18 protein-coding genes are annotated in these 25,260 nt (G+C 56.6%); 17 read left to right on the forward strand and 1 reads right to left on the reverse strand.

The genetic code is table 11. From position 1 onward, the window contains the following. Nucleotides 1–162 precede the first annotated feature (162 nt). The 13 genes from FS819_RS18755 to FS819_RS18815 all read left to right on the forward strand — a co-directional run bounded on the left by FS819_RS18755 (nt 163) and on the right by FS819_RS18815 (nt 16,158). The gene (locus FS819_RS18755; RefSeq protein ID WP_156549903.1) at nt 163–390 is read left to right on the forward strand and encodes a hypothetical protein; all 228 of its coding nucleotides are present in this window, start codon (nt 163–165) and stop codon (nt 388–390) included. A 37-nt stretch (nt 391–427) separates the two neighbouring features. Beyond that, the gene (locus FS819_RS18760; RefSeq protein ID WP_156549905.1) at nt 428–1,729 is read left to right on the forward strand and encodes an ABC transporter substrate-binding protein; all 1,302 of its coding nucleotides are present in this window, start codon (nt 428–430) and stop codon (nt 1,727–1,729) included. Further along, nucleotides 1,729–2,652, forward strand: a complete 924-nt coding sequence (locus tag FS819_RS18765; protein WP_234624704.1) for a carbohydrate ABC transporter permease — start codon at nt 1,729–1,731, stop codon at nt 2,650–2,652. Before FS819_RS18760 ends, FS819_RS18765 begins: the two co-directional genes overlap by 1 nt. Further along, nucleotides 2,649–3,473 carry a carbohydrate ABC transporter permease gene (locus tag FS819_RS18770; protein WP_156549907.1) on the forward strand — a complete coding sequence of 275 codons (825 nt, stop codon included), beginning with the start codon at nt 2,649–2,651 and terminating at the stop codon, nt 3,471–3,473. The genes FS819_RS18765 and FS819_RS18770 overlap by 4 nt, the downstream gene beginning before the upstream one ends. 60 nt (nt 3,474–3,533) lie before the next feature. Continuing rightward, nucleotides 3,534–4,616, forward strand: coding sequence for an ABC transporter ATP-binding protein (locus tag FS819_RS18775; protein ID WP_156549909.1), 1,083 nt, complete (start codon nt 3,534–3,536; stop codon nt 4,614–4,616). 38 nt (nt 4,617–4,654) lie between these two features. Next, nucleotides 4,655–6,880, forward strand: coding sequence for a glycoside hydrolase family 95 protein (locus FS819_RS18780; RefSeq protein WP_156549911.1), 2,226 nt, complete (start codon nt 4,655–4,657; stop codon nt 6,878–6,880). Between the two features lie 75 nt (nt 6,881–6,955). Next, nucleotides 6,956–9,028 (forward strand): alpha-L-fucosidase, encoded by a 2,073-nt coding sequence (locus FS819_RS18785; protein ID WP_156549913.1) that lies wholly within the window; start codon nt 6,956–6,958, stop codon nt 9,026–9,028. Nucleotides 9,029–9,087: 59 nt separating this feature from the next. After that, on the forward strand, nt 9,088–10,119 hold the full coding sequence (locus tag FS819_RS18790) for a LacI family DNA-binding transcriptional regulator (RefSeq protein ID WP_234624705.1): 1,032 nt from the start codon (nt 9,088–9,090) through the stop codon (nt 10,117–10,119). A gap of 792 nt (nt 10,120–10,911) precedes the next feature. Then, nucleotides 10,912–11,802: an ABC transporter ATP-binding protein gene (locus tag FS819_RS18795; protein ID WP_156549917.1), complete on the forward strand. Its 891-nt coding sequence runs from the start codon at nt 10,912–10,914 to the stop codon at nt 11,800–11,802. Continuing rightward, nucleotides 11,802–12,698: a branched-chain amino acid ABC transporter permease gene (locus FS819_RS18800; protein WP_156549918.1), complete on the forward strand. Its 897-nt coding sequence runs from the start codon at nt 11,802–11,804 to the stop codon at nt 12,696–12,698. Before FS819_RS18795 ends, FS819_RS18800 begins: the two co-directional genes overlap by 1 nt. A 57-nt stretch (nt 12,699–12,755) precedes the next feature. Further along, nucleotides 12,756–13,757, forward strand: coding sequence for a branched-chain amino acid ABC transporter permease (locus FS819_RS18805; RefSeq protein WP_409050077.1), 1,002 nt, complete (start codon nt 12,756–12,758; stop codon nt 13,755–13,757). A gap of 101 nt (nt 13,758–13,858) precedes the next feature. Then, nucleotides 13,859–15,193 (forward strand): ABC transporter substrate-binding protein, encoded by a 1,335-nt coding sequence (locus FS819_RS18810; protein WP_070147920.1) that lies wholly within the window; start codon nt 13,859–13,861, stop codon nt 15,191–15,193. Nucleotides 15,194–15,384: 191 nt separating this feature from the next. Further along, nucleotides 15,385–16,158: an ABC transporter ATP-binding protein gene (locus FS819_RS18815; RefSeq protein WP_156549922.1), complete on the forward strand. Its 774-nt coding sequence runs from the start codon at nt 15,385–15,387 to the stop codon at nt 16,156–16,158. A 230-nt stretch (nt 16,159–16,388) separates the two neighbouring features. Here the strand turns inward: FS819_RS18815 and FS819_RS18820 are convergent, their stop codons facing one another. Then, nucleotides 16,389–18,719, reverse strand: a complete 2,331-nt coding sequence (locus FS819_RS18820) for a methyl-accepting chemotaxis protein (protein WP_156549924.1) — start codon at nt 18,717–18,719, stop codon at nt 16,389–16,391. A 331-nt stretch (nt 18,720–19,050) separates the two neighbouring features. Between FS819_RS18820 and FS819_RS18825 the strand changes: the two genes are divergently transcribed. The 4 genes from FS819_RS18825 (at nt 19,051) to FS819_RS18840 (ending at nt 25,256) form a co-directional block, all read left to right on the forward strand. Continuing rightward, nucleotides 19,051–19,767, forward strand: coding sequence for an IS6 family transposase (locus FS819_RS18825; RefSeq protein WP_156549925.1), 717 nt, complete (start codon nt 19,051–19,053; stop codon nt 19,765–19,767). Between the two features lie 292 nt (nt 19,768–20,059). Then, entirely contained in the window at nt 20,060–21,346 is a 1,287-nt protein-coding gene (locus FS819_RS18830) for an aspartate aminotransferase family protein (RefSeq protein WP_156549927.1), read from the forward strand. Further along, nucleotides 21,337–24,315, forward strand: coding sequence for an AMP-binding protein (locus FS819_RS18835; RefSeq protein WP_156549929.1), 2,979 nt, complete (start codon nt 21,337–21,339; stop codon nt 24,313–24,315). Before FS819_RS18830 ends, FS819_RS18835 begins: the two co-directional genes overlap by 10 nt. Next, a complete protein-coding gene (locus FS819_RS18840; RefSeq protein ID WP_156549931.1) occupies nt 24,312–25,256 on the forward strand; it encodes a DMT family transporter in 945 nt (314 codons plus the stop codon). Before FS819_RS18835 ends, FS819_RS18840 begins: the two co-directional genes overlap by 4 nt. Nucleotides 25,257–25,260 lie beyond the last annotated feature (4 nt).

Consider the following 25,260-nt stretch of genomic DNA (forward strand, 5'->3'; position numbering starts at 1 on the left):
TGAGTCTATTTTGCTGTAAGGTGTTGATAAATTATCATAATTCAGCCAGGCAGCTGGACAACTTCGGCCTCGTTGAAAGATTGCTAAAGGCCTGTTGAATATTTGCTGTCAACGCCTGGGATACTCGTTCGCACTTGCCCCTTCTTGTTAGACCGGAGACATTTGGTCGGCATTTTACCGATGAAATTCGCCGGTGGTGCGCTGGTCAGCATGGTCACGCAAACGGCTGATGGCGGGTTCAAACCAGTCCGAGATTCCCATCATTTTCTCTCGATTTATGCCGTTGTCACCGGCGTTCTCCAAATTCCCCAATACGAAATTCCCGACACAGAGCAGCAATCCGGCAGTTTTGTTTGCGGAGTCAATTTAGTTGACATCGTTTCATTTTAGATGACAGTATGACGTCATAACGGGAGGAGGAGCCCCTATGATGACTACCAGTTTCACGGCTGTTGCCGGGGAGGCGTCACGCTGTGCGCGTCTCACTTTGGCAGCGTTTACTCTTGCATTGGCCTCAAGCGGTTCGGCGCTGGCCGCGCCAAAAGGTGATCTTGTCATCCTGCAATGGATGGCGGGGTCTGACCTTGAGGTGATCCAAAATCTGGAAAAAGCCTTCATGGCCAAATATCCGGATGTGAAAATCAAGGAAGTGCCGGTGACATGGTCCGGCGATCCGCGTGGAGGTCTTCGCACCTCGTTGATGGGCGGCGAAAAGGCCGACCTGATGATCAACACCTGGCCAGCGTTCCGCACAGAACTTGTCACCGCCGGTCTTTTGCGCCCGCTGGATGATGCCTATTCCGCCCTGAAATGGGGAGAGCGTCTCGACAACAGCTGGAAGGATCTTGGGTCCGTCTCCGGCCAACTCTACGGCGTTACCTTCACTTACGGCGACCGCAGCGGTCTTTGGTATGACACTGGGACCTTCAAAAAGGCAGGCGTTACCACGCCGCCCAAGGATTGGGCGCAGTTTCTGGACGCTATCGCCAAGTTGAAGAGCGCCGGTGTGGTGCCAATGGCCGTCCCTGCCAAGACCTGGGCGCATGCCGAAGTGTTTGAAACGCTGATTTTGCGCGAAGGCGGGGCGGATCTTTCCCGCAAACTGGTGGCTCACGAGATCCCCTGGACCGATGATCGCGTCAAGGCGGCTTTTCGCAAATGGCGCGAACTGTTGAGCGCCGGTTGCTGCGGCGATGCCTCTACGATGCTTGGCACAGAGTGGGACAATGCCTCGGACCGGGTTTTGAAAGAGCGCAAAGCAGGCTTTTTCCAGATGGGAATGTGGATCAACAACCGCGCCGAGACCGTCTACAAGCTTGCCCCGGATCAGTTTGGTCTATTCCAGTTTCCAGCCACGGGGCAGGGGCATGATAATGCCGCCAGTGTCGATGCCAAGGAGTTTGTCGCATTGGCCTCCGGCGGCAACAGCGAGGCTGCTGACGCCTTCATGGACTTCACCATAAGCCGTGAGGGTGCCAACATCATTGCCAAGGGCGGTTTAGCATCCTCCTCCAAGGCTGTTGATGTTGGGCTTTATAGCCCTGCCATTCAGGCGTCCAATACCTTTGTGACCGGGGCGGATACGGCCTTCGTGCTGGGGGATGGCCTGCCCGGCGATCTGGCGGATGAGTATCGCATCCAGCTCCAGAAATTCCTGGGCGATCCCAGCGATGCTAATATCGACAGGGTGACGGCTGCGATCGAGGCCAAGGCAAAGGGATCGTATTGATGCCGGCCATCACCGATCTGCCACGGACAGGAGGGAGCGCCAACCGGCGCTTCTTCCAGACGGATGGGGGAGCGGCTCTCATCCTGCTTGCACCGATGGTGCTGTTGTTTCTGTGCGCGGTCGTTTATCCGTTGATCGATACGATCCGTCTGTCGTTTTTCGATATTCGCGGTCTTGCTCCGGCCAAATGGGTGGGGCTTTCCAACTACGCAAACCTGTTGGCGGATGCCAGTTTTCGTGTCGCCGTGATCACCACCATTGTCTGGACGGTCGGCACAACAGCCCTGTCCGTGGGCATCGGCTGGGGTCTGGCGGTGCTGTGTTCGCTGGCCCCGCGCACCACTTTGCCGTTTCGCGTGATGATTTTCTGCGCCTATGGCATTGCCGAGGCCGTCAGCGGTTTCATTTGGCTCGGCATCTACCGGCCGGGAGACAGCGGTTTGCTGAATGCCGTCTTGAACACGCTTGGTCTGGAAAACCTGACCCGCGCGTGGCTGGGCGATACGTCCACAGCCCTTGCATGTCTGGTGATTGCCTATGCCTGGACCCAAGTGGGCTTGCCGCTGATGACCTGCTTTGCCTCGATCCAGACCATCCCCAAAAGCATCAAGGAAGCGGCCTATATTGACGGTGCCAAGCCGCTTTCCATCATGCGCCACATCATTTTGCCTCTGTCGCTGCCGGGGTTGAAAGTGGCGGTATTCATCAATCTTCTTGGCAGCTTGCGGGCCTTTGACATGATCTTCGTCATGACAGGCGGTGGTCCGGTGCGCTCCACCGAGACGGTTGGCTATTTCATGTTTCGGGAATCGATGATGCAGTTCAAGCTTGGCTATGGCGCGGCGGCCACCGTCGTGTTGCTGGCTGTTGTGCTGTTCGTCTCGATCCCATTGCTGCGCCAGCGCACCAAGGAGGCGACATGAACGCCCGCGCCCCTCTCTGGATTCCGATTCTTGTCGGCCTTCTGGCCATCCTCTGGATCGTGCCCGTGGTTGGGCTGGTTTTGACCTCCATCCGGCCTGCTGGCGATATTGCCGTTGGTGGCTGGTGGTCACTGCACACCCTGCGCTTCACGCTGGATGCCTGGCAAACGGTCTGGACAAAATATCCGCTGGCCCCCGCCTTTTTGTCATCCCTGAAACTGACCGGGCTTGCGACGCTGCTGACGGTTCTTCTGGCGCCCGCTGCGGCTTATGCCTTTCAGTTTCTGAAATTCCCTGGACGGCGCATTCTGCTGCTCATCATCGTCAATTCGTTCGTATTGCCGCAGCAGGTGGTGATCATTCCGCTGTTCACGCTGTGGCGTGATCTGCACATGATCGACAATGTCTGGGCCGTGCTTATTCCCTTTGTCGGGCTGTCTTTCGCCTGGTCGATCTTTCTGGTGCAGAGCTTTCTGGCGGAATTTCCACGCGAATTGATCGAGGCCTCGAAAATTGATGGCTGTACGCCGATCCGAACCTTTCTTCATGTCGTTCTGCCCAATTCCCTCACGCCGATGGCAACCGTTGGCATCCTGCAATTCCTGTGGTGCTGGAATTCCATGCTGCTGCCCATGCTGTATTTGCGCTCCGATGTGCCGCTGACGGTGCTTCTGGCCCGCATTGCAGGCTCATTCGAGCCCAACCTCGATCAACAATCGGTGGCGGCCATCGTCACCATGGCGGTGCCTCTGGTGGTCTTCATCGTGTTTCAGCGCTTCTTTGCGGCAGACGCCCGCAATCGCTCGGGAGGCAAGGAATGATCGCGTCATCCACAGTGTTCATACCCCGACCAAAACCCGGCCATCGGGAGGAGAAATCATATGGCAACCGTTGAACTTAAAGGGGTCGGCAAGCGCTACGGTGCCTTGAAGGTCATCGATGACATTGATCTTGACCTTGAAAATGGCTCCCTGACTGTCTTCGTGGGTCCATCCGGCTGTGGCAAGTCCACCTTGCTGCGGATGATTGCCGGGCTTGAGCCGATCACCACAGGCGACATTCTTATCGATGGTCAACGCATCAACGATGCCACGCCCACCGAGCGCGGTGTGGCCATGGTGTTTCAGAATTACGCCCTCTATCCGCATATGACGGTGCGCAACAATATCGGCTTTCCGCTGCGCATGGCGGGCATGAAAAGCGTCGACATCGGACGGCGGGTGGAACAGGCGGCAAACCGGCTGCACATCACACCCCTTTTGGAGCGCAAGCCTGCCGCCTTATCTGGTGGCCAGCGCCAGCGGGTTGCCATTGGGCGGGCCATCGTGCGCGATCCCAATGTATTTCTGTTCGACGAGCCGCTGTCTAACCTTGATGCCGAATTGCGGGTGAAAATGCGGCTGGAAATTGCCGAACTGCACCGGTCTCTGGCGTCAACCATGATCTATGTGACCCATGATCAGGTGGAGGCTATGACCTTGGCCGACCGGATCGTGGTGTTGCGGGCGGGCAATGTCGAGCAGATCGGCACGCCGATCAGCCTTTATGACGACCCAGACAACATGTTCGTGGCCGGTTTCATCGGCTCACCGCGCATGAATTTTCTGGCCGGTCATGTGGTGGCGCGCAGTCCATCGGGCGTCCGCGTCAAGCTCAGCGAGTTTGATAACGTGGAATTCGAACTTGCACTGGGTGCCGATCTTGCCTCCGGTGCAAAGATTTCCATTGGCGTGCGGCCTGAGCATTTTTCTTCTGACGGATCAGCTCGGTTCGACCTGCGGGTGGACATGGTGGAGAGCCTTGGCGGCGTCTCCTATGGCTACAGCAATATGCGCGGCGAAGATGCACTGACCGTTGACCTGAAGGGCGACCGGTCCGTGCGGGCCGGCGATACCATCCACACCGGGTTTCACCCGTCCAAGGCCTTGCTGTTTGATCCGGCCAGCGGTGCGCGCCTTCGGTGACACGTCATTCAGCTGATATTTCAAAAGGATTTCTATTCATGAGCGATAATGAACTCTGGTACGACCATGCCGCATCTGTCTGGACCGAGGCCCTTCCCGTTGGCAATGGTCGGCTGGGGGCCATGGTGTTCGGAGATGCCTGGAATGAACGCCTTCAGATCAATGAGAGCACATTCTGGAGCGGTGGCCCTTACCAACCGATCAATCCCGATGCCCACGCTGCCTTGCCCGAGGTGCGCAATCTGATCCTTGCGGGACGCTATCAGGAGGCAGACCGCAAGGCCTATGAAGGGGCCATGGCCAAGCCGGATCGGCAGACCTCCTATCAGCCGATTGGCGATGTCTGGCTTGATCTACACCATGATATGACCGTCACCAATTATCGCCGCTCGCTTGATCTCGAAACGGCTGTTGCTGTCACGCAATATGATTGCCACGGCGTGCATTTTCGCCGTGATGTCTTTGCCAGCGCCATTCATGACGTGATCGTTTGTCGCATTGCCGTGGATCAGCCGGGTGCCTTGTCGATGACGGTGATGCTCAGCAGTCCGCAAAACGGTGACCCGATTGATATCGCCGATGCCACCCTTGGCTATGACGGGCGCAATCGTCGGCAGAACGGCATTGACGGGGCTTTGCGCTTTGCCTTCCGGGTGCGGGTGCTGTCCGAAGGTGGCTTTGTCGATATTGGCGAAGAAACCATTCGGGTGCGTGAAGCATCCAGCGTCGTGTTGCTGATCGATGCAGGCACCAGCTTTCAAAACTACAAGACTATTGATGGTGATCCGCAGGCGCAGATCAAAGCACGTCTGGATGCGGCGGCTATGCTGCCCTATGAGGCGCTGCTGGAAGCCCATGTCACAGAGCATCGTCGCCTGTTTGACCGGATGCAGATCACCCTTGGTGACAAGTCCGTGCCAACGATCCCGACCGACGAGCGCATTGCTGCCTATGCCGAAGGCAATGATCCCTCGCTGGCCGCGCTCTATCTGCAATATGGCCGCTACCTTGCCATTTCCTGTTCCAGACCCGGCACGCAGGCGGCCAATCTCCAGGGCATTTGGAATGAAGACATTCTTCCAGCCTGGGGCAGCAAATACACCGTCAACATCAATCTGGAGATGAATTACTGGCTGGCCGATGTTGCCAATCTCTCCGAGACCTTCCTGCCGCTGGTGGAACTGGTGGAGGGTGTGGCCGAAACCGGCCGCGAGATGGCCAAGGCCCATTACGGCGCGCGCGGCTGGGTTCTGCACCACAACACCGATATCTGGCGTGCCACTGGCCCGATTGATGGACCCCATTGGGGTCTTTGGCCGATGGGCGGCGCCTGGCTCTGTGCCCAGCTTTATGATCACTATCGCTTCAATCCGGATCGCGCCGTGCTGGAACGGATCTATCCTTTGCTCAAAGGAGCGGTGGAATTTGCGCTGGATACGCTGGTTGCCCTGCCTGATAGCAATTACCTCGGCACTTGCCCATCACTGTCTCCGGAAAACTCGCATCCCTTCGGCTCGTCACTTTGCGCCGCACCGGCCATGGACAACCAGATTCTTCGCGATCTGCTTAAGGCCTTCGCGGATGCCAGCACCACCCTTGGCCGGGACGGCGAGCTTCGCACAGAGGCGGTCGCCGCCCGCGCCCGCCTGCCGGAAGACCGTATCGGCAAAGGCGGTCAGTTGCAGGAGTGGATGGACGACTGGGATCTGGACGCGCCAGAGCAGCAGCATCGCCATGTCTCGCATCTCTATGGGCTTTATCCGAGCCTGCAAATCGACCCATTGGACACGCCGGATCTGGCCAAGGCCGCACAGATTGTTCTGGAGCGACGCGGCGATGATGCAACGGGCTGGGGCATTGGCTGGCGGCTGAACCTTTGGGCCAGACTGGCCGATGGCAATCGGGCTGCACAGGTTCTGACCAAGCTTTTGACCCCTGAACGCACCTATCCGAACCTGATGGATGCCCATCCTCCTTTCCAGATCGACGGGAATTTTGGGGGAGCGGCCGGGATTGTCGAAATGCTGGTGCAATCGCGCCCCGGCGAGCTTCGCCTCCTGCCCGCCTTGCCGGAACAATGGTCAAACGGCAGTCTGAAGGGGGTGCGCATCCGTGGCGGTCACACGGTTGATCTCAGCTGGCAGGGGGGAACACTGTCTTCACTCCGCATCACGGCTGGCCACTCCGGGCCACTCACCATCCGCCAACCTGCTGATGTCTTTGAGCTTCAGCTCAAGCAAGGCGAGGTTTGGGAAAATCGATAGCAGATATTTCAACATGCATTTTCTGTTGTTCTAACAGAATTTTCGCGGCTTTCGCGCCGGAGAAAAGGAGCCATCATGTCGCAGAATTCATTGCGTCCATTGCGGTATCGTCAAATTCATCTCGATTTTCACACGTCCGAGCATATTGCGGGCATTGGCAGCCAGTTTGACGCCGAAGAGTTCGTTGCAACACTGAAACAGTCGCATGTGAATTCCATCACGCTGTTTGCCAAATGTCACCATGGCTGGTCCTATTATCCGACCAAGGTTGGCGCGCCGCATCCCAATCTGTCTCGCCCCGATCTTCTGGGAGAGATGATTGCCGCCTGCAATGCCGCTGACATTGAAACGCCGATCTATCTCTCGGTGCAGTGGGATGAGCGGACCGCCCGCCTGCATCCTGAATGGCGGGTGATGAAGGCCAATAACGATCTTGACCATGCCGATGACCATGATCGTTCGGCCCAGAACCAGTTAAGTGCCGCCTGGCACACCCTGTGCCTCAACCACGACGAGTTTCGCGCCCACTTGATCACTGAGGCGCGGGAGGTGTTGACGCTTTACCCAACCGCCGGGCTGTTCTTCGACATTATCCAGACACCGGATTGTGTCTGCAATGCCTGCCTTGCCCGTATGGCACGCCTCAATCTCGACCCGTTGAACAAGGCAGATCGGCTGGCCAATGACGAGGCCGTCAACGCGCAGTTCCGCGAGGAGATGAGTACCGTTCTGCGGCGCGAATTTCCGCAAGCTCGGATCTTTTACAACAGCGGCCATGTCAACAAATATGGCAAGGACCGTTACGCGTCCTACACCCATCTTGAGCTGGAAAGCCTGCCCACGGGCGGCTGGGGCTATAATCACTTTCCCTCCAGCGCCCGCTATGCGGCGCGGCTTGGCCTGGATTTTGTCAGTCACACCGGCAAATTCCACACCAGTTGGGGCGAGTTTGGTGGCTTTAAACATCCCGATGCGCTGGACTACGAATGTGCGATGATGGTGGCACTTGGCTCCAAATGCCTGGTTGGCGATCAGCTCCATCCCAATGGCCGGATCAATGCCGATACCTATCGCAGCATAGCCCCGGCATTTCGCCGGATTGCCGCTCTTGAACCCTTTTTGGAGGCGGCGGAACAGGTTTCTGACATCGCCATTCTCGCCACCGAATATTTCCATCGGGACGGTGTGGAGCGTGTGCGCGATAGCGATGACGGCGTGGTGCAGATGTTGTTGGAATTGCACAGATGTTTCGACGTCATCGACCCGGAGATGGATTTTTCACGCCATCGCCTGATTATCTTACCCGATGCGATCCCGGTAGATGCTGCCTTAAAGGCAAAATTCGACGCCTATCTCGCCGACGGTGGCGCGGTCCTCATTTCCGGCCAGTCTGGCCGTATACCGGACAGCGGCGGCTTTGCTTTTGAGACCGGGCTGGCATTGACCGGCGAAAACATCGCGTTCGAGCCATCCTATGCACAGATCACTGAAGAGTTGAGCGATGCACGCCTGCCAGCGAGTCCCTTCGTGGTCTATGCCGGGGCGGAGAAATTGCAAGCGGCTGGCGCCACTGTTCTGGCAAGCATAAGGCCACCCTATTTCAATCGCGCCTTCAACCATTTCTGCTCGCATCAGCATACGCCAGATGATCCTGAAGCTGAGGCTATTGGCGTGGCCTGCGCAATCCATGGCAAGGTGGGTACCATCGCCTATCCGGTCTTTGCAATTTACCGCGCCATGGGGCAGCCCCTCTACAAATATCTGGTTGATGCGCTGATCGAACGGCTGATGCCGGGGCGGGCGCTTGAAACCACTTTGCCATCCGCAGGCCGTGCGACGCTGACGGTGCAGGCCCATGAAAATCGCAGCATCGTTCACCTCCTCTGCGGTTTTCCGCAGATCCGGGGTCAATCGGTGCGGATCAATTGGCAGCCGACAGCAAGGCCGATGGAAATGATCGAGGATATTCCCTCCATCGGCCCGGTATCCTTCACGGTCCGGCTGCCTGGAACGCCATCATCCGTCTACGATGCGATTTCGGGCGAGACATTTGCTTGGAAAAAACAAGCAGATGGCGCAATCACGGTTGATCTGCCAGGTATTTCCATTCACCGTGCGATTGTTATCGACGGAATGGCACCCGGATGATGTGAGGCCATGGGTTGGTTGTCCTTGCTGAAGCTACCAATGGACCTGGGAGAGGACCTGTGGAAATAACCGGCAAGCGAAAACAGGCCACCATCCACGATGTGGCCGAGGCGGCAGGCGTCGCCATCGGCACAGTGTCCCGCTATCTCAATGGGCAAACGGTGCGCAATGGCAACCGCGCCGAAATTGAGCGGGCCATCGAGGCCCTGTCTTTTCAGCGTAGCGCTGCCGCACGGGCGATGAAAAGCGACAAGACCGATGTGATTGGCTTTTTGACACCGGAGCTGGACGAATTTCATGCCCAACTCCTCAATCATCTGGCCCGATTGTTTCGCCAGAGTGGCAGGACGCTGCTGACCTATTGCCATGATGGTGACATCAGGCTGCTGAGTGAATCCCTCTCCTATTTCGCCGGGCAGAACGTCGATGCGCTCATTCTTGCGGGACATGGAGACATTCCCAATGAAGTCGAGAGATTTGTGGAACGCGGTATTCCCGTCACCGTCTACAACAATGATATCATGGGGTTGCGCGTTGACCGCGTGTTCGTTGAAAATGCCAAGGCATCCTACCGTGCTGTCCGCCATCTGATCGATCTCGGTCATATACGTATCGCCACCGCCTTTGGCACATTGGATACGTCCTCGGGATTGCAGCGCCTCAATGGCTATCAGCAGGCCCTGGAAGAGGGCAGGATTGCTTTCAACCCTTCCTACCTGCATTCCGGCGACTGGACCGAAGAAGGCGGATATTCTGCCATTCAGAAATTCATGGCGCTGGCTGAGCCGCCAACAGCGGTCTTTTCCGCAAATTATAAGATGACCTACGGCATTCTGGAATGGGTTCGGGAGCACCGGGCAAGGGTGCCGGAAGATATCGCCATCGTCAGTTTCGACGATGTGGAATTGTTTCGCCTCTATGATGACGGCGTGACAGCCATCGCTCAACCTATTGAAAAAATAGCGCAATCGATCAGCGCTTATGTTTTGTCGCGGTTAACGCAAGACAATGTTCCGGACATACGCACGCGCACTCTCGACTGCAATTTGATATTGCGCGGATCAAGCCACTTTCGCCGATCATCCCGATGATGTGTCTGTCTTAAAAACAGGGATACAGGTGATTTGGGCTGTGCGATCAACGGGCACCTTGCCATTCGCGTTGATATGTATGGATTTGATCTCAACGCCTTCAGTGGATTTTGCGAAATCTCGTGACAAGGCGCATCGGTTTCCAGCTTAGATTATAGCGCGTTTGGTGGCGCGTTCAGCCCAACGGTCATTCTTCGCTAAGCGCAAAAATTAGAAAATAAAACCTTTAAAATCTATGGAAATTATAGATAAATAACCGCGCTGAACAAGTATGGAATTGAAAAGGGGGCGTCGGCAGTCAAAAATATAGGAAAATGAAAATATATTTTGTTTTCCACGCGCTTCGTATGCTGTGTTTCTAATTAACCCCAATAAGTGTCGGTTCTGATCTTAAATAAAGACCGGTTTCTTTCTGGGTGCGAAACAGGCTTTTGATTGATGTGCGGATGTATCTATTGCGGTTCTATTGAGTGGTGAAAATCGGATCAACGCGGTTGTTCGGTTTGCATCATGTCGGTTTGTGCCGCTCGCAGACAGCAGAAGGAGACGTCTGTCATTTCGCCAAGTGTACATCCTGCACGGGTGCGTTCTGAAGGGACTTTATCAAACCGGCCAAATGCCGCCCCCATAAGATCTGGAGACATCGGACGGCACGGAAACGTTTGCTGTGCGCCAGAGTTTGTCAGGGAAAAGTGGAACCCGGTTTTCCCGAAAAGACAGACTCTAAGACCAGACAAGCACAGTAAATCGCTCTTTGGGCGCAGCGATCTGGAGATGAGGAGGGCTTACAACATGACGATTGCTATGCAGGCGGCCCGATCTGGTGCCATTTTCTTGGCTGATCTGAGCGCGTCGGTGGATGATGTGGCTGCGGTCAACAGTGCAAAGGCTTCCTCAAATGCCTTGGCTCTCTCTGGGGTCACTCTGTCTTTTGGAGGCGTTATAGCGCTCAGCGACATTGATCTTAAGGTGAGCAAAGGTGAAATCCGCGCAATTATCGGCCCGAACGGTGCTGGTAAGAGCTCCATCATCAACGTGATCAGCGGTCTCTATCAGCCGGATCACGGCCGCGTTTCCATCGGCGAACTCCATTTCAGCCGCGTGCCGACCCAGAGGCTGGCGCAGCTTGGTATTGCCCGAACCTTTCAAAACCTCGCCCTGTTCAAGGGCTTGAGTGTTCTGGACAATGTCATGGCGGGCCGCGTTTACCGCAATAGATCCAGTTTTGTGGAGCAGATCATCGGCTATGGCAGGGCTGCCCGTGAGCATAAGGATGCCCGCGACAGATCGGTGGCAATTCTCGATTTTCTGCATCTCACCGACCTCAGGGATCGCCTTGCGGGTACCTTGCCTTACGGTCTGCAAAAGCGGGTGGAGCTTGCCCGTGCCCTGGTCGCAGAACCCGACATCTTGCTGCTGGACGAACCAATGGCAGGCATGACAGCCACCGAAAAGAACGAAATGGCGCATTATGTGCGCGCCGCACGGGATGAATTTGGCACCACTGTGGTGTTGATCGAACACGATATTGGCGTCGTTATGGGCCTTTCCGACCATGTTGCGGTGCTGGATTACGGGCGGAAAATTGCCGATGGCACACCAGCGGAAATTTCCGCCGACCAGAAAGTCATTGATGCCTATCTCGGTGTTGCACCAGAGAATGAAGACGGAGATGGCATTTGATGGCCGATTTTGACGGGTTGTTTTTTACCGAAGTGCTTGTCGGCGGATTGCTATCCGGCGTGATGTATTCGCTCGTGGCCATCGGTTTCGTGCTGATTTACAAGACATCGGGTGTTTTGAACTTTGCGCAGGGGGCCATGCTGCTGTTTGCAGCGCTGACCTTCGTCAGCCTCACAGAGCGCGGGTTTGGTTTTCCGCTCGCCTTCCTGGTTACCTTCGCCATCATGATCCTGCTCGGCATTGGCATTGAGCGGACGGTCCTTCGCCCGCTCACCAACAAGCCGCCGATTACCATGTTCATGGCCACGCTTGGCCTGTCCTACATGATTGAAGGAGCAGCCCAACTGCTCTGGGGTACGCAGGTGCACGGGCTTGATCTGGGTATTGAGGATGTTCCTTTCGATATCGCGGGTGTGTTTATCAGCAAGTTCGATATTTTCGCAGCTGTCGTTGCCCTTGGGCTTGTTGTCGCCCTGTCCGTGTTCTTTCGCTATACCCGCATTGGGCTTGGTTTCCGTGCGGTCGCCGATGATCCGTTTGCGGCTCTCGCCGTGGGCCTGAAACTTCCCTGGATCTGGGCAAGTGTGTGGGCCGCCGCCGGGCTTGTCGCACTGGTTGCCGGGCTCTTGTGGGGCGCGCGCTCCGGCGTGCAGTTTTCCTTATCCTTGATCGTGCTGAAAGCACTGCCTGTGCTGGTGCTGGGCGGTTTTGATTCCATCCTGGGGGCCATTATCGGCGGGCTGCTGATTGGCGCTTCGGAGAAATTGGCCGAAGTCTATATCGGGGCCTATTTTGGCGGGGGGATCGAAGGGTGGTTCGCCTATGTGATTGCACTGCTGTTTTTACTTGTGCGCCCCTCCGGTCTTTTCGGCCAAAAGCTCGTGGAAAGGGTTTGATCCATGTCTGCTGTTTCGCCCAACGTGACGCCTGCGAGGATCACGCCAGCAAAAGCGATGCCGATCTCTGTCGCCACCCTGCTGGTGCTTTTGGTGGCCTATGGCATTCTTCCAGTGATCGGCACGAGCTACCTGTTCGATGGTATCCTGCTGCCCTTTCTGGCCCTTAGCCTCGCAGGGGTCGGGCTCAATCTGCTGACCGGTTATGCAGGCCAGGTGTCGCTTGGCAGCGCGGCCTTCATGGCGGTTGGCGCGTTTGCCTGCTTCAATTTTGACCTGCGGGCCGGTTCCCTCCCGCTTATTGTCAGCATCCTGCTCGCGGGTCTATCCGCTGCGGCCATTGGCATTGTCTTCGGCTTGCCAAGCCTTAGGCTGCGCGGCTTCTATCTCGCGGTTTCCACCCTCGCTGCACAGTTCTTCGTTCAGTGGGCGTTGACGAAATTCAGCTGGTTTTCCAACGACAGCGCTTCGGGTGTCATTGATGCGCCGCCGCTAACGCTTGCCGGTTTTACCTTCGAAGGACCAGTCGGGCGCTACTATTTTGCACTGATCATTGTCACACTCGTCACCTTTCTCGCCTATCGGCTGGTGATCTCTCAAACGGGTCGCAATTTCATCGCGGTGCGAGATAACGAAACGGCGGCGCGCATTATCGGCGTTCCGGTGTTACGCACCAAGCTTCTGGCCTTTGCCGTGTCGTCTTTCATCATTGGTATCGCCGGTGTGCTCTGGGCCTTTGCCTATCTGCGTACCGTCGAACCGGCGGGTTTCAACTTGGATCGTTCGTTCCAGGTGCTGTTCATCATCATCATTGGCGGTCTGGCCTCGCTGCGCGGCGCCTTTTTCGGGGCTGCCCTGATCGTGGTGTTTCCGGTGGTGCTGTCGCGGTTTGGGGCCTTCGTCTTTGGTGACCTGTTCGATAGCGGCGTGCTCGATATGACGCAGCGTATCGTGCTCGGCGCACTCATCATTCTTTTCCTGATCCTTGAGCCTGATGGGCTTGCCGCCCTTATCGACAGGATCCGAAAACGCTTCGGCGTGCCGGTTTGGCCAGCCTGATCCGGCTCCCTCGCAGCACGCCGTTTATCCGCAATCCATCCATCATCCATGAACACGTCCGATGCGCATCGCACCGGGCAATACCAGGAGTGTATCCAAGCATGAGCATTCTTTCGAAATTCAAGGCCACGGCATTGGTGATCGGCATCTCGTTGAGTGTCGCGCTTCCCGCAGCGCATGCCGATGAGCAGTATTTTCCCTTGCAGAGTTACCGCGTCGGTCCCTATGCCGCAGGTGGAACCGGTTTCTTTGGCGGGTTTATCGACTATCTCAACCTGATCAACACCCGTGATGGCGGCGTCAATGGCGTCAAGCTCACCTGGTCGGAGGCCGAAACCCAATACGAGGTCGAGCGTGGCGTCGAAGCCTATGAGCGGCTGAAAAGCAATCCGAACGTCGCCGCCTGGAACCCGTTATCTGTGGGCATCGCCTATGCGATGATCGACCGCATTACCGCCGACAAGACACCGTTGATCACCATCAACCACGGTCGCACGGATTCCACCGATGGCCGCGTATTTCCCTATGTTTTCCCCTTGTTGCTCAATCCCTACAGCGAAACCTCCGGTATCGTGAACTATATTGGCTCCAAGCTGGGCGGGATCGAAAACCTGAAGGGCAAGAAGATCGTGGTTCTCTATCACGGCTCGCCTTATGGCAAGGAAACCATTCCGATCTATGAATTGCTGGCCAAGAAATACGGTTTTGATGTCCAGCAGATTGAGGTGCCGCATCCCGGTAACGAACAACAGGCCCAATGGCTCACCATTCGTCGCGCCAAACCTGATTATGTTGTGTTGCGCGGCTGGGGCGTGATGAACCCGGTGGCCCTGAAAACAGCTGCCAAGACCGGCTTTCCGGTGGACCATATCATTGGTAATGTCTGGTCCAATTCTGAAGAAGATGTGATCCCGGCAGGCGATGCCGCCAAAGGCTATACCGCCATCACCACCCAAGCGTCCGGTGCCGAGTATCCCGTCGTCAAGGAAATCGTCAAGACGCTTTATGAGAGTGGCAAGGGCAACTTGGAAGACAAAAAACGCATCGGCTCCGTCTATCACAACCTGGGTATCGTCAATGGCATCCTGAATGTCGAGGCGATCCGCATCGCGCAGGCAAAATTCGGCAAACGCACGCTGACCGGCGACGAAGTACGCTGGGGCTTCGAGCATTTGCAACTGGACCAGAAGCGCGTTGAGGAACTTGGGGCCAAAGACCTGTTTCACTCCATCAATGTCACCTGGGACAATCACGAGGGCAATGGTTATGTGACCTTCCAGCAATGGGACGGCAAGAAATGGAACGTCGTGTCTGATTGGATCGCACCGGATTGGGCGTTGCTGCGGCCGATCATTGAAAAATCCTCCGAGGCTTATGCCAAGGATAAAGGCATCAAGATCCGCACGGCTGCCGATGCGGATGGCGTTACCAATTAACACCACTAGGGACTGAAGATGTCAGTTCCTAGTCCTTTTGCAAATAGTTCAAGCATCTGATGGATTTGAGATATTTGCCTGGGAAAATCAGCCCATCGACAACGAGATGGGCTGATTTTGCGGTTCAGCGCTCAATGGAAGTGACGCCGCGACGGGGCAATTTTTTGCCAGACCAACGAGGAATTGATCCCATGAAAGACGCCAGATTGTTGCAGGTGGATGGGCTGCTAGCCACCTACAATCATGCCATCACCGCTTTGCATGGTGTCAGCTTTTCGCTTGCGCGGGGCGAGATTCTAGCCCTTTTGGGCGCCAATGGAGCGGGCAAGACGACGGTGCTGAAGGCGGTGTCAAACCTTCTTTCGGCAGAGCGCGGACAGATCAATGCCGGGTCTATCCACTTTGATGGCTTAGATGTCACCAAAACAAGCCCGGCGGCGCTGGTCCGCGCCGGCCTGGTACAGGTATTGGAGGGGCGCCATTGCTTCCATAGCCTGTCCGTCGAGGAAAATCTGACGTGCGGTGGTTTGGGACGCAGCAGTTCGCGCGCGGAAATCGCCAATGATCTCGAGCGTATCTATGGGCTCTTTCCCCGACTGAGGGAAAAGCGCCGGACACTATCGGGCCTCACTTCCGGTGGCGAGCAACAAATGACGGCAGTTGGCCGGGCACTGATGTCGCGTCCCCGTCTGCTTGTTCTTGACGAACCATCTATGGGTCTTGCCCCCATCGTGGTGCAGGACATATTTCGCACCCTGCGTCGATTGAACCGGGAAGAGGGGCTTTCCATTCTCGTCGCCGAACAAAATTCGGCGATTGCTCTCACCTATGCCCATCGCGCCACCATTCTCGAAAATGGAAAGGATGTGTTGACGGGCACTGCCCGCGAGATCCGCGAGCGAGACGATGTGAAATCCTTTTATCTCGGGCAGAACAATCGGGTTGTGAATGACCATGTAATATGACCGCGTCTGACGGGCATCGTAAACAGAAGGCTTCTGAAACAGAAGGTCGAAGCGAGGCTTTTGATCAGGCGGGGTTTAAGGCGTTTGCGCTGTATCGTCGATGCCCGCTGACGCGATTTCCGCGTGTTCGGCGGCGTGTCAGCGGGCATCTATACCATTTCTGTCAGGCGTGAAACTCGCTCACCAACTGGACAGCATCAGGACGGCGTCCATTGTAAACAGAGCCATCCTCAGAACTCTTCCCAACTCTCGCCCTTCAGCGCAGCATTGCCCTGAGTGGCATAGGTCTGGCGTGATGGTGCGGCGGGCCGAGTTGCAGGTCTGGCAGGGGCTCGTCCAGTGGGCGCGTGTCCGGCCTGCCGGTTATCTCCCGTGCGGAACTGGCCGAGCAATTCGGTCAGCTTGCCGCTTTCCTGGGCCAGGCCAGCGCCGGCCGCGTTCATTTCCTCGACCATGGCCGCATTCTTCTGCGTCGCCTGGTCCATGTGGTTGACAGCGGTATTGACTTCCCCAAGCCCCACGGACTGTTCCTGCGCTGCCGTGGCAATCGCATCCATATGCTGATTGATCGATTGGACGAGGCTGGCGATCGCCGTCAACCCTTCGCCGGTATCGTTGACCAGTTTGACGCCTTCGCTGACGGCGACTTCCGAATTGGAGACCAGCGATTTGATTTCCTTGGCGGCATTGGCCGAACGTTGCGCCAGTTCACGGACTTCCTGGGCGACGACGGCAAAGCCCTTACCTGCTTCACCGGCGCGGGCGGCTTCCACCCCGGCATTCAATGCCAGCAGATTGGTCTGGAAGGCAATCTCATCAATCACGCCGATGATCTGGCCGATCTGGCGGGAGGCGTGTTCAATGCGCTCCATTGCTGTGACAGCATTATTGACGACGACACCCGATTGCTCGGCACGGCTTTTGGTATCACGCACCAGATCGCGGGCCTCGCCGGTTCGCTTCGAGGTCGCTCTCACATTGGCGGTGATTTCCTCAAGGGCAGCGGCCGTCTCTTCGAGCGAAGCAGCCTGCTGCTCGGTTCGCTTGGCCAGGTCGTCCGATGCATGCGAGATTTCGCTGCTGCCACCCGACACGGCCAAGGCAGAGCCACCGACGGCCAGAAGTGTGGTGCGCAATTGGCTGACGGAGGCGTTGAAGTCCTGGCGCAGTTCCTCGAAGCGCGGCGCAAACTCCTCGGAAATCTCACAGAGCATATCACCGGAGGCAAGTTTCTGCAGACCGCTTGCCAGCGCACCGGTGGCGCGGGTCAGCCGCTCCTCGGCCTCCTCTTCGATACGGCGCTGCGTCTCGATGCGATCGCGCTCGGCGATCCTGCGGTTTTCCTCGGCGTTGGCCTCTAGCTCCTTGTTGCGGATGGCTGCAATCTGGAACACTTCCACGGAACGCGCCATTTCGCCCATTTCGTCCCGGCGTTTGGCGCCGGGAACGACGACCGACAGCTCGCCGTCGGCCAGTGCGCCCATGCAACGTGTCAGCGCGCCGATCGGGCGAATGACCTTGCGGACGATGACGGCAAACCCGATGATGCCGAGAGCCAATACCAACAGGAAGAGCGCCAGGAAGGATAGTGTCTGGGTCAGCGCGGTGGACTTGGCCGTTGCTGCATTGGCGTTCAACGTATCCATGGCAAGCGATGCGATATCGGCAACCTTCCCCAGGGCAGCCGTGGTCGGCGCTCTCCATTGATCGATTGTCAGCGGTGATTTTTCGCCGGCGCTCAGTTTGGCAATCACGTCGGCGCGCATTTTGGCGTAGTCACCGGTAAAATACGCTGCATCGGCAACCTTGAAACCATCCTTGATGGCCTGGGGCGTATCCCTATGATCGACAAGCACCCGAACTGCTTTCCAGGCATAGGCGACATTGGCGTCTCCCGCGGCCAGTTTGACCTGGTTCTCAGCCGAAATCTGCTGGCCAGAGGTCACGGCGTTGTTGAGGATCAATGCACTGCCGCCGCCAAGCGCACGGGTCGACCATGCATAGGCGCGCATCTGGATCATCGGCATCAACGCCGCGTCGAGCGTGCGCATGCGGCCTTCCGCGGCCTCGGACGCTTTTTCCAGATCGGCCAGAAACGTCCCGCCCAGATCCATTGACGCCTTGGTGATGCTTGCATCACGAGCCTCAAGCGGCTTTGCCAGTTCGGCATCGATAGTTTGGCGATAGGTTGCGACTTTTTCATAAGTGGCCAACACCGTTGCGATCGGCGCCGACAGTTCGGTAACTGTAATCCCTCCAGCGATCGCTTTTGCCTCATTCATACCGGCATCGACAACCGCCCGGTTTTTCTGCACCGATTGTACGGAGCCCGCGCCATCGGCAATGGAGATCGACAGAGCGGAGGCGCTGTCGCCGCGCTCGCTGCGAAATGCCAAAAGCGCCTTGAACAACGCCTTGTCAAAACCGGTCAGTTCCGAAACTTCGGCATTGACCTGATAGGTGCGGTACGAAGTCAGCATGGAATTTCCAACCAGCACATTCAGCATAAGGCTGAGCAGGGCGAAAACGCTAATGAGCACATTTCTGATGGAGAGCGTCATGGTAAGGTCCAATGGTTGCAAATTTCAACTCATTGAAAGCCAATTTGGATAAACTGCGGTTAACGCCATCATGCTTTTTATGACGTCTTTCCGTATAAAATTGCCAGTCTCGCCATTCGCTCGGGTGTGGAGGCCTCAACGCGGCCAGTGGCGTGAGTTTTGCATGTACATAAGGTGTCTAATCATTTGATCAGCGGTTCGATCGGCAGTTGTGATTTCACTCATTGTCATTGTGACCCGCACCATCTTCTTGCTACAAGTTTCTTGGCGATTTCATCGCTGGGCATCGTAACGTTAACCGGACATCGATCAAAATGTGGGATCTGGCTACATGACCAGATCCAGCCGTGATCCCCTTTATCGTCGCCACCGATTTCCCGGCGAGGTGATTGCCCATGCAGTTTGGCTGTATTTCCGGTTTCCGCTTAGCCTGCGGATGGTCGAGGATCTGCTGGCAGCGCGTGGCATCATCGTCTCTCATCAAACCGTGCGGCTCTGGGCGGAGAAATTCGGTAGACATTTTGCCAATGATATCCGGAAGCGATCTGCCGGCAGGCTCGGGGACAAATGGCATCTCGATGAGGTTGTCATCACCATCGGTGGAAGGAAACACTGGCTTTGGCGCGCCCTTGACCAGGACGGCTTTGTTCTCGACGTGCTGGTGCAAAGCCGCCGCAATGCCAAGGCGGTAAAACGTTTGATGCGCAAGCTCCTGAAAGCCCAAGGCCGCGCCCCGCGTGTGATGATCACCGATAAACTACGATCCTATGGTGCAGCAAAGCGGGAGGTCATGCCCGGCGTTGAGCATCGTTCTCACAAGGGATTGAACAATCGGGCGGAAAACTCTCATCAGCCCGTCCGACGACGGGAGAGGATCATGAAGCGCTTCAAGTCAACACGACATCTTCAGCGTTTCGTTTCCATCCATGACCCGATCACCAACCTTTTTCACATTCCCCGCCACGATATTCCATCCGTCCACTATCGCGAACTGCGAACAGCTGCCATGCAATCATGGCACCAAATCGCGCGCCTTCACGCCGCATGAACTAATTCCTCATGCCCAGATGTTGCGTTCAAGGCGGTAAGTTTACAGTGCCAGCAGAAGGATTGCGCCGGGAAATTTGGCGGAATCTGGCATCGCATTGTCTTCACGGATTTGTGAGGGAATTCCTTGGTTGTAAACTAAAACTCTTCCATCTATAATTTTCATTATATTTTATTTGACGAAAACAATATTTTAGAAATTGCAAAAATAACACTACCTCGAAAAGTATATGTTATTTTTAGATTTGCGTTGATGTTTTGTTTCCATATATTTTTACTGGAGTAATCGCCAGATGCTGAATGTTTTGCTGGAAAATAATGTCGGGGCTTATCAGGAAGCTTTATCCATATCCGTATCGCGGCATCAAGGCGGTGCGCCTGCCATGGTTGGGGCGCTGGATTGTCATTTATACGATGACCGTGGTCGTTCATTTCTCGATATGACGGGCGGCAGTGGAGCGGTCAATCTGGGACATCAGCACCCCGAGATCGTTTCAGCGCTGACATTGCAGGCGGGAAAACTGATCCATACCGGCTGGAATATCGACAATCCTTTTCGGCATGAGATGATCGACCGGCTTGAGCATTTTCTGCCCTTTCCAGAAGCTTCGGTCATGGGCGCGGTCACAGGTGCTGAAGCGGTGGAAGTTGCCGTGAAAATTGCCCGCAAGAAGACCGGGCGGGAGCCTATACTCTATTTTGCAAACTCCTTTCACGGCAAGACGCAGGGTGCGCTCTCCGTGACATCCAATGGGAAGTTTCGGGATCTTTTGGCCATGGGGCTGAAGGATAATCCATGGTTTTCCCTAGCCGGACCGGGTGGAACGCCCGTGCTGGATAGCAAAGAGTGGGGGCTAGCTTTCCGGCAGTTTTTGCAGGACACCAAAGATCGACACCAGTTGCCGGCAGCGGCGATTATTGAGCCGATCCAGGCGGCGGAAGGTATTTTTGTCATAGCGCCATCCCTGCTGGCGGAAATGATTTCAGCCTGCGCCGAATTTGGCGTATTGAGTATTTTCGATGAGATTTACACCGGTCTTGGCCGCACGGGGACACCTTTCGTGGCCTCGCGGCAGCTTTGCCCCGACATGATCGTGCTTGGAAAATCTCTTGGCAATGGGGTGCCGGTTTCCGCCGTTGCCGGTCCGCCTAGCATCATCGATGTGCTGGGCTTCAGTCAGCATTCGTCCACCTTCACCTTCATGCCGCTGGCCTGCGCTGTGGCAAATGCGGTTCTGGAGGTGCAGAGACGGGACAATATTGCTGATCGGGCGGCGCAAAGCGGAGGCCGATTTACCGAACGGCTCCATGAGCTGGCAAATCGTGACGACCGTATCAGCGGTATTCGCGGCACGGGTCTTATGCTGGCATTCGATGTAGCGATCTCGGGTTCCGGGGCGCGGGTGCCGCTGGCCGCAGAGGTGGGGGCAGAACTGCTGAAGAATGGCGTTATTGTCAGAACCGGTGGTCTCGATGGCGCAACGGTGAAGCTTACGCCGCCGTTGACCTTCAGTGAGGCGCATATGGATGAATTCTTCGCCGCGCTGGATAAAACACTGGAGTCCTGCCGATGCCAGTGAAAGCCGAGATGACAGATCAGTGTCTGCTGCGCCGCAATCCGGCTGATCTAGCCGCGATTGATCTTGATGGTGCGTGGCGCTGGGGCGCGCTGGAGCGGCGGATTGGCGTCCTCTCCGGCGAGCTTGCCGCTGCCGGGGCGCAGGGAAAAACTGTTGTTCTGCGCGCATCCCATGGCGCGGGTAGCTATGCTGCCCTGATCGCCGTGCTGGGGATGGCGCGGCGTGTGGTTTTCATCGATCCCGAAATGCAGATAGAGCCGTTAGAGCCGGTGATGAAGGCGCTGAACATTGGCTGCGTGGTCAATCTCGGCGATGAGGCACCTATGAAGAGCCTGCGGGATTGGTTGCCGCAGGCGCGTTTCATCACGGTCGCTGAAGGCGCATGCGATCCGGATGATCCACAATTCCTGGGCCAAGGGGAAATGATCGAACGTCCTCTCCTCTGTGACGACTATGTCATTTTGACCAGCGGTACGACAGGAGCGCCGAAGGCCATTGTGCAGACGATGGCGGCGCTGCGCCAGCATATCGCCAATTACGCAGGTTATGTGCAGGTCAGGTCGGGGGAAAAGCTCTTGCAACTGGCCTCGACGGCCTGGGATGCAGGGTTGATGGATGTGTTCTCCGCCCTGTTTCATGGTGGGGTGCTGTGTACGATCAATCCCAGGGTCTCCTCCATGGAGACGGTGGCGGATTTTATCGCGCGGCACGAGATCGACGTGCTGCATATGACGGTACCCTATTTCCGGCATTTCCACCGCGCTGGGCTTGGGACTTACCGGCAACCGAAGCGTATCGTCATTGGTGGCGAGAAAATCTACGACGGCGATCTCGATCTGTTCAGCAGCTGTTTTCCTGTGGGGTCCCGGCTGTTTAATGCCTATGGGCCGACCGAATGCACCACGGCGATGTATGCCGTGCATGACCAGGGCGCGGAGCGGAAGGCTGGGTTATGGCCCCTGGCGCATCCGGTGACCGGCGTGATCACCGAACTGCGGGATGAAGACGGAAATCGCATATCCACGAGCGGCGTGGAGGGGGAGGTCACCTTGATCTCCGATCTCGTCGCGTCCTTGCTGGATTTGACGCATGGCGGTTTTGTGCCTCTGGGAGAGGGACTGGCTGGCACGGCGCGTGCCTATGCCACGGGCGATCTTGCCCGCTATGATGATCAGATGCGGCTGGTCATCATTGGCCGGAAGGATTCTGTCATCAAGGTCAACGGGCTGAAAGTTTCGTTGGCTGAGGTCGAGGCCGGGCTTCTCTCGCTCGATCTGGTGGCGGATTGCTGCGTTTTTACCCTCGTCGGTGAGGATGGGGATGAGATTGTCGCAGCTGTCGTTGCCAAGGGGGATGGTGTTACGGAAGCGAGTGTGCAGAAAGCGTTGGCGGACTTTCTCGACAGTCACAAACGGCCACGTTTGATATTACTCATGGACAGGCTACCGCTGACCCGCAACAACAAATTCGACCGGGAGGCGCTGGCGCAACTGGCCCGCGACAAGCGGGAGGCTGCGGAGACCGTGAGCCAGCAACACGCGCCGATTCTGGCGGCGATGGCCAAGGCATTGAAGGGCGCTAGTCTCGATACCAATCACAGTTTCTTCGAAAATGGTGGAAATTCACTGCTGGCGCTTTCCGTTGTGGCGGCCTTGAAACGGCAGGGAATCAAGCTGGCCCTGGAAGAAATTATCTCCGACAAGCCGATTTCCGGTCTTCTAAAGGCAAAAGAGCAACAAGCCGATCCGGTGGCTCCCGCAATGCGCACGGTCGCGACCGGATTGGATGCGGCACTTCCCAATCGGAATTTTCTCGAAAGTCGCGGCATTCCTGATCTGGATGGTTGGTGCCAGACGTGTGTGATCGATTATTCAGGACCTGTCAGCGACGCAGACCGGATCGGTTCCCTTGTGAAGGCCTTGCTGGAACGGCATGTGCCGGATGCGAGCCTGATCGAGATTGACGCTCTCAAGTCAGGGATGACGGTGTCGCAAGCCGTGACGGAGTGTGAAAGCGCGATTTCGTTTCGCAACAACCGGGTTGTTGTCGCGGCCCTTGTGGCCGACGGGGAGCAACTCAGCGTCGTCGTTAGCTGCCATCAGTTCCGGGTGGATCGGGTGTCCTGGATCATTCTGCTGTCGGAATTGTCGGAGGCCGATACGGCTGAGGTGATACGGGCCTGGCCAAAGCCAGATATAGACTATGCGGATTGGGTGAGGGCCTATGGTCAGTTTCTAGCGAATGAACGCGTGCCCGAAGTCTGGGATCGGCTGCCATGGGGTGAGTGTCCGCAGCCGATTGCCCGGGATTTGGCCTTCCCGGCAAGGGATGCGTTCAAGATCCTGCATCTCGACATCGGATCACCCTCAAAGATGCTTGCCCGCGATCCCTTGATGGAGGTCGCCGACTGGGTATTGGCCGCCGTTTTACTGGCTTTCGATCAGGTCTTTCCCGCCGCTTGTCAGAAAATCGATGTCCTGGGGCATGGTCGGGGACTGTCCGGCGGAGGCTTGTCCACCGATGGTATCTTCGGCTGGTTCACGGTCATCTGTCCGTTCCTTGTCAAAGTGCGGGGATTGGATGTGGCAGCGGCGGCCAATGCGGTTCGTCACTATCGCCACGAGGTTGAAAAGATTGCTCATACCTTCGGCAATGAACATTATCGATCCGGTGAACGGAGCGGGGTCTCTGCGGAACGGCAGTGTTTTGCCAGCTTCAATTATCTTGGCGACATCGCAATCTCCTCGACGGACCGCTTCTCAGTCAATCCGCTTTCGCTCACTACCTTGCATGGTCGGCCCAGCCACCATCTGGAAGTGACCGGCTACCAGCATGACGGACGCCTGCTTCTCAAGGTGGATTACAATGCCACCGCGCTGGGTGATGCGCTTGTTTCTGATATCGGACGGCATATTGCGACAGCACTGCGCGATTGCGGAGTGATCACGCTTGCGGGAGAGGCGGCATGAGTGCGCCATCCACGACAGACGCCAAGAGCATGGCCGCGAGCACTCTTCTGCTGTTTCTCGCCTGCGTGGCGATATGGTCCACCAACTGGATCGCAATCACCACACAGATCGTCGAAACGCCTGCTGTCGTGTCGCTGTTCTGGCGGTTTCTTCTGGCCTTTGTCACACTGACCATCGTTGATATGGTCAAACGACCCTCGGGCGAACGAATGCCAGCACCATTGCTGCTTTGTGGTCTCGTCGGCACGGTCTATTATTTTGCCGGGATCGGCCTGACCTATCTCGCCACCCGCTATCTGCCCAGTTCCTATGTGGCCTGTCTCAGCATATCGGTGATCTTCTTCGCCATGGCCTTGAAACGGATTTTCCAAGGGGTGCGCATTCGCACCAGCAATCTCATGGGTGCCGTGGTGGCCTCGTTCGGGGTCGCCTTATTTTTCCTGGGCGGCGAGGGTCGGGCCTCCAATGTCTGGCTGGGGTTGGGACTGGCGCTTTTGTCGTTCCTGGCCGTTGCCGCAGGGTCGGTCCTTTCTGAACATATTCAGAAAACCCATAAGCTGTCGTCGGTGCGGATCAACCGGATCGCTATCGGCTTTGCCTGTGCGCTCTATCTCGTTGTCGCCCTTGCTCAGGGCGCGTCCCTGGCTGTGCCGCTCAGTCTGTCCTATCTGTTGCCTCTGGCATATCTCGGTATTGTCTGCTCCGCGCTGGTTTTTGTCATGTATATTGCGCTGGTTGGCAGGATAGGGGCTGAATATGCCGGTTATATCGGCTTCATCTATCCGTTGATTGCCACCTATATTTCTTTTGCCTTCGGTGAAACCGATATCAGTGCCGCGATGATCGGCGGCAGCCTTCTGGTCGTTGTCGGATGCGTCATCGGCCTCAGGTTCGAAACGCTGTTCAGACGCAAGACGGCGTCTGCACGGTCATCAGGGTGAGGGT

Source organism: Allorhizobium sp. Av2 (assembly GCF_021462805.2).
Classification (GTDB): domain Bacteria; phylum Pseudomonadota; class Alphaproteobacteria; order Rhizobiales; family Rhizobiaceae; genus Allorhizobium; species Allorhizobium vitis_G.

What these genes read in the sequence shown, in the direction of transcription:
- FS819_RS18810 (WP_070147920.1), top strand. Translation starts at nt 13,859, where the DNA reads ATGAGCATTCTTTCGAAATTCAAGGCCACGGCATTGGTGATCGGCATC.
- FS819_RS18780 (WP_156549911.1), top strand. Translation starts at nt 4,655, where the DNA reads ATGAGCGATAATGAACTCTGGTACGACCATGCCGCATCTGTCTGGACC.
- FS819_RS18785 (WP_156549913.1), top strand. Translation starts at nt 6,956, where the DNA reads ATGTCGCAGAATTCATTGCGTCCATTGCGGTATCGTCAAATTCATCTC.
- FS819_RS18830 (WP_156549927.1), top strand. Translation starts at nt 20,060, where the DNA reads ATGCTGAATGTTTTGCTGGAAAATAATGTCGGGGCTTATCAGGAAGCT.
- FS819_RS18835 (WP_156549929.1), top strand. Translation starts at nt 21,337, where the DNA reads ATGCCAGTGAAAGCCGAGATGACAGATCAGTGTCTGCTGCGCCGCAAT.
- FS819_RS18825 (WP_156549925.1), top strand. Translation starts at nt 19,051, where the DNA reads ATGACCAGATCCAGCCGTGATCCCCTTTATCGTCGCCACCGATTTCCC.
- FS819_RS18800 (WP_156549918.1), top strand. Translation starts at nt 11,802, where the DNA reads ATGGCCGATTTTGACGGGTTGTTTTTTACCGAAGTGCTTGTCGGCGGA.
- FS819_RS18795 (WP_156549917.1), top strand. Translation starts at nt 10,912, where the DNA reads ATGACGATTGCTATGCAGGCGGCCCGATCTGGTGCCATTTTCTTGGCT.
- FS819_RS18820 (WP_156549924.1), bottom strand. Translation starts at nt 18,719, where the DNA reads ATGACGCTCTCCATCAGAAATGTGCTCATTAGCGTTTTCGCCCTGCTC.
- FS819_RS18760 (WP_156549905.1), top strand. Translation starts at nt 428, where the DNA reads ATGATGACTACCAGTTTCACGGCTGTTGCCGGGGAGGCGTCACGCTGT.
- FS819_RS18840 (WP_156549931.1), top strand. Translation starts at nt 24,312, where the DNA reads ATGAGTGCGCCATCCACGACAGACGCCAAGAGCATGGCCGCGAGCACT.
- FS819_RS18770 (WP_156549907.1), top strand. Translation starts at nt 2,649, where the DNA reads ATGAACGCCCGCGCCCCTCTCTGGATTCCGATTCTTGTCGGCCTTCTG.
- FS819_RS18765 (WP_234624704.1), top strand. Translation starts at nt 1,729, where the DNA reads ATGCCGGCCATCACCGATCTGCCACGGACAGGAGGGAGCGCCAACCGG.
- FS819_RS18775 (WP_156549909.1), top strand. Translation starts at nt 3,534, where the DNA reads ATGGCAACCGTTGAACTTAAAGGGGTCGGCAAGCGCTACGGTGCCTTG.
- FS819_RS18815 (WP_156549922.1), top strand. Translation starts at nt 15,385, where the DNA reads ATGAAAGACGCCAGATTGTTGCAGGTGGATGGGCTGCTAGCCACCTAC.
- FS819_RS18805 (WP_409050077.1), top strand. Translation starts at nt 12,756, where the DNA reads ATGCCGATCTCTGTCGCCACCCTGCTGGTGCTTTTGGTGGCCTATGGC.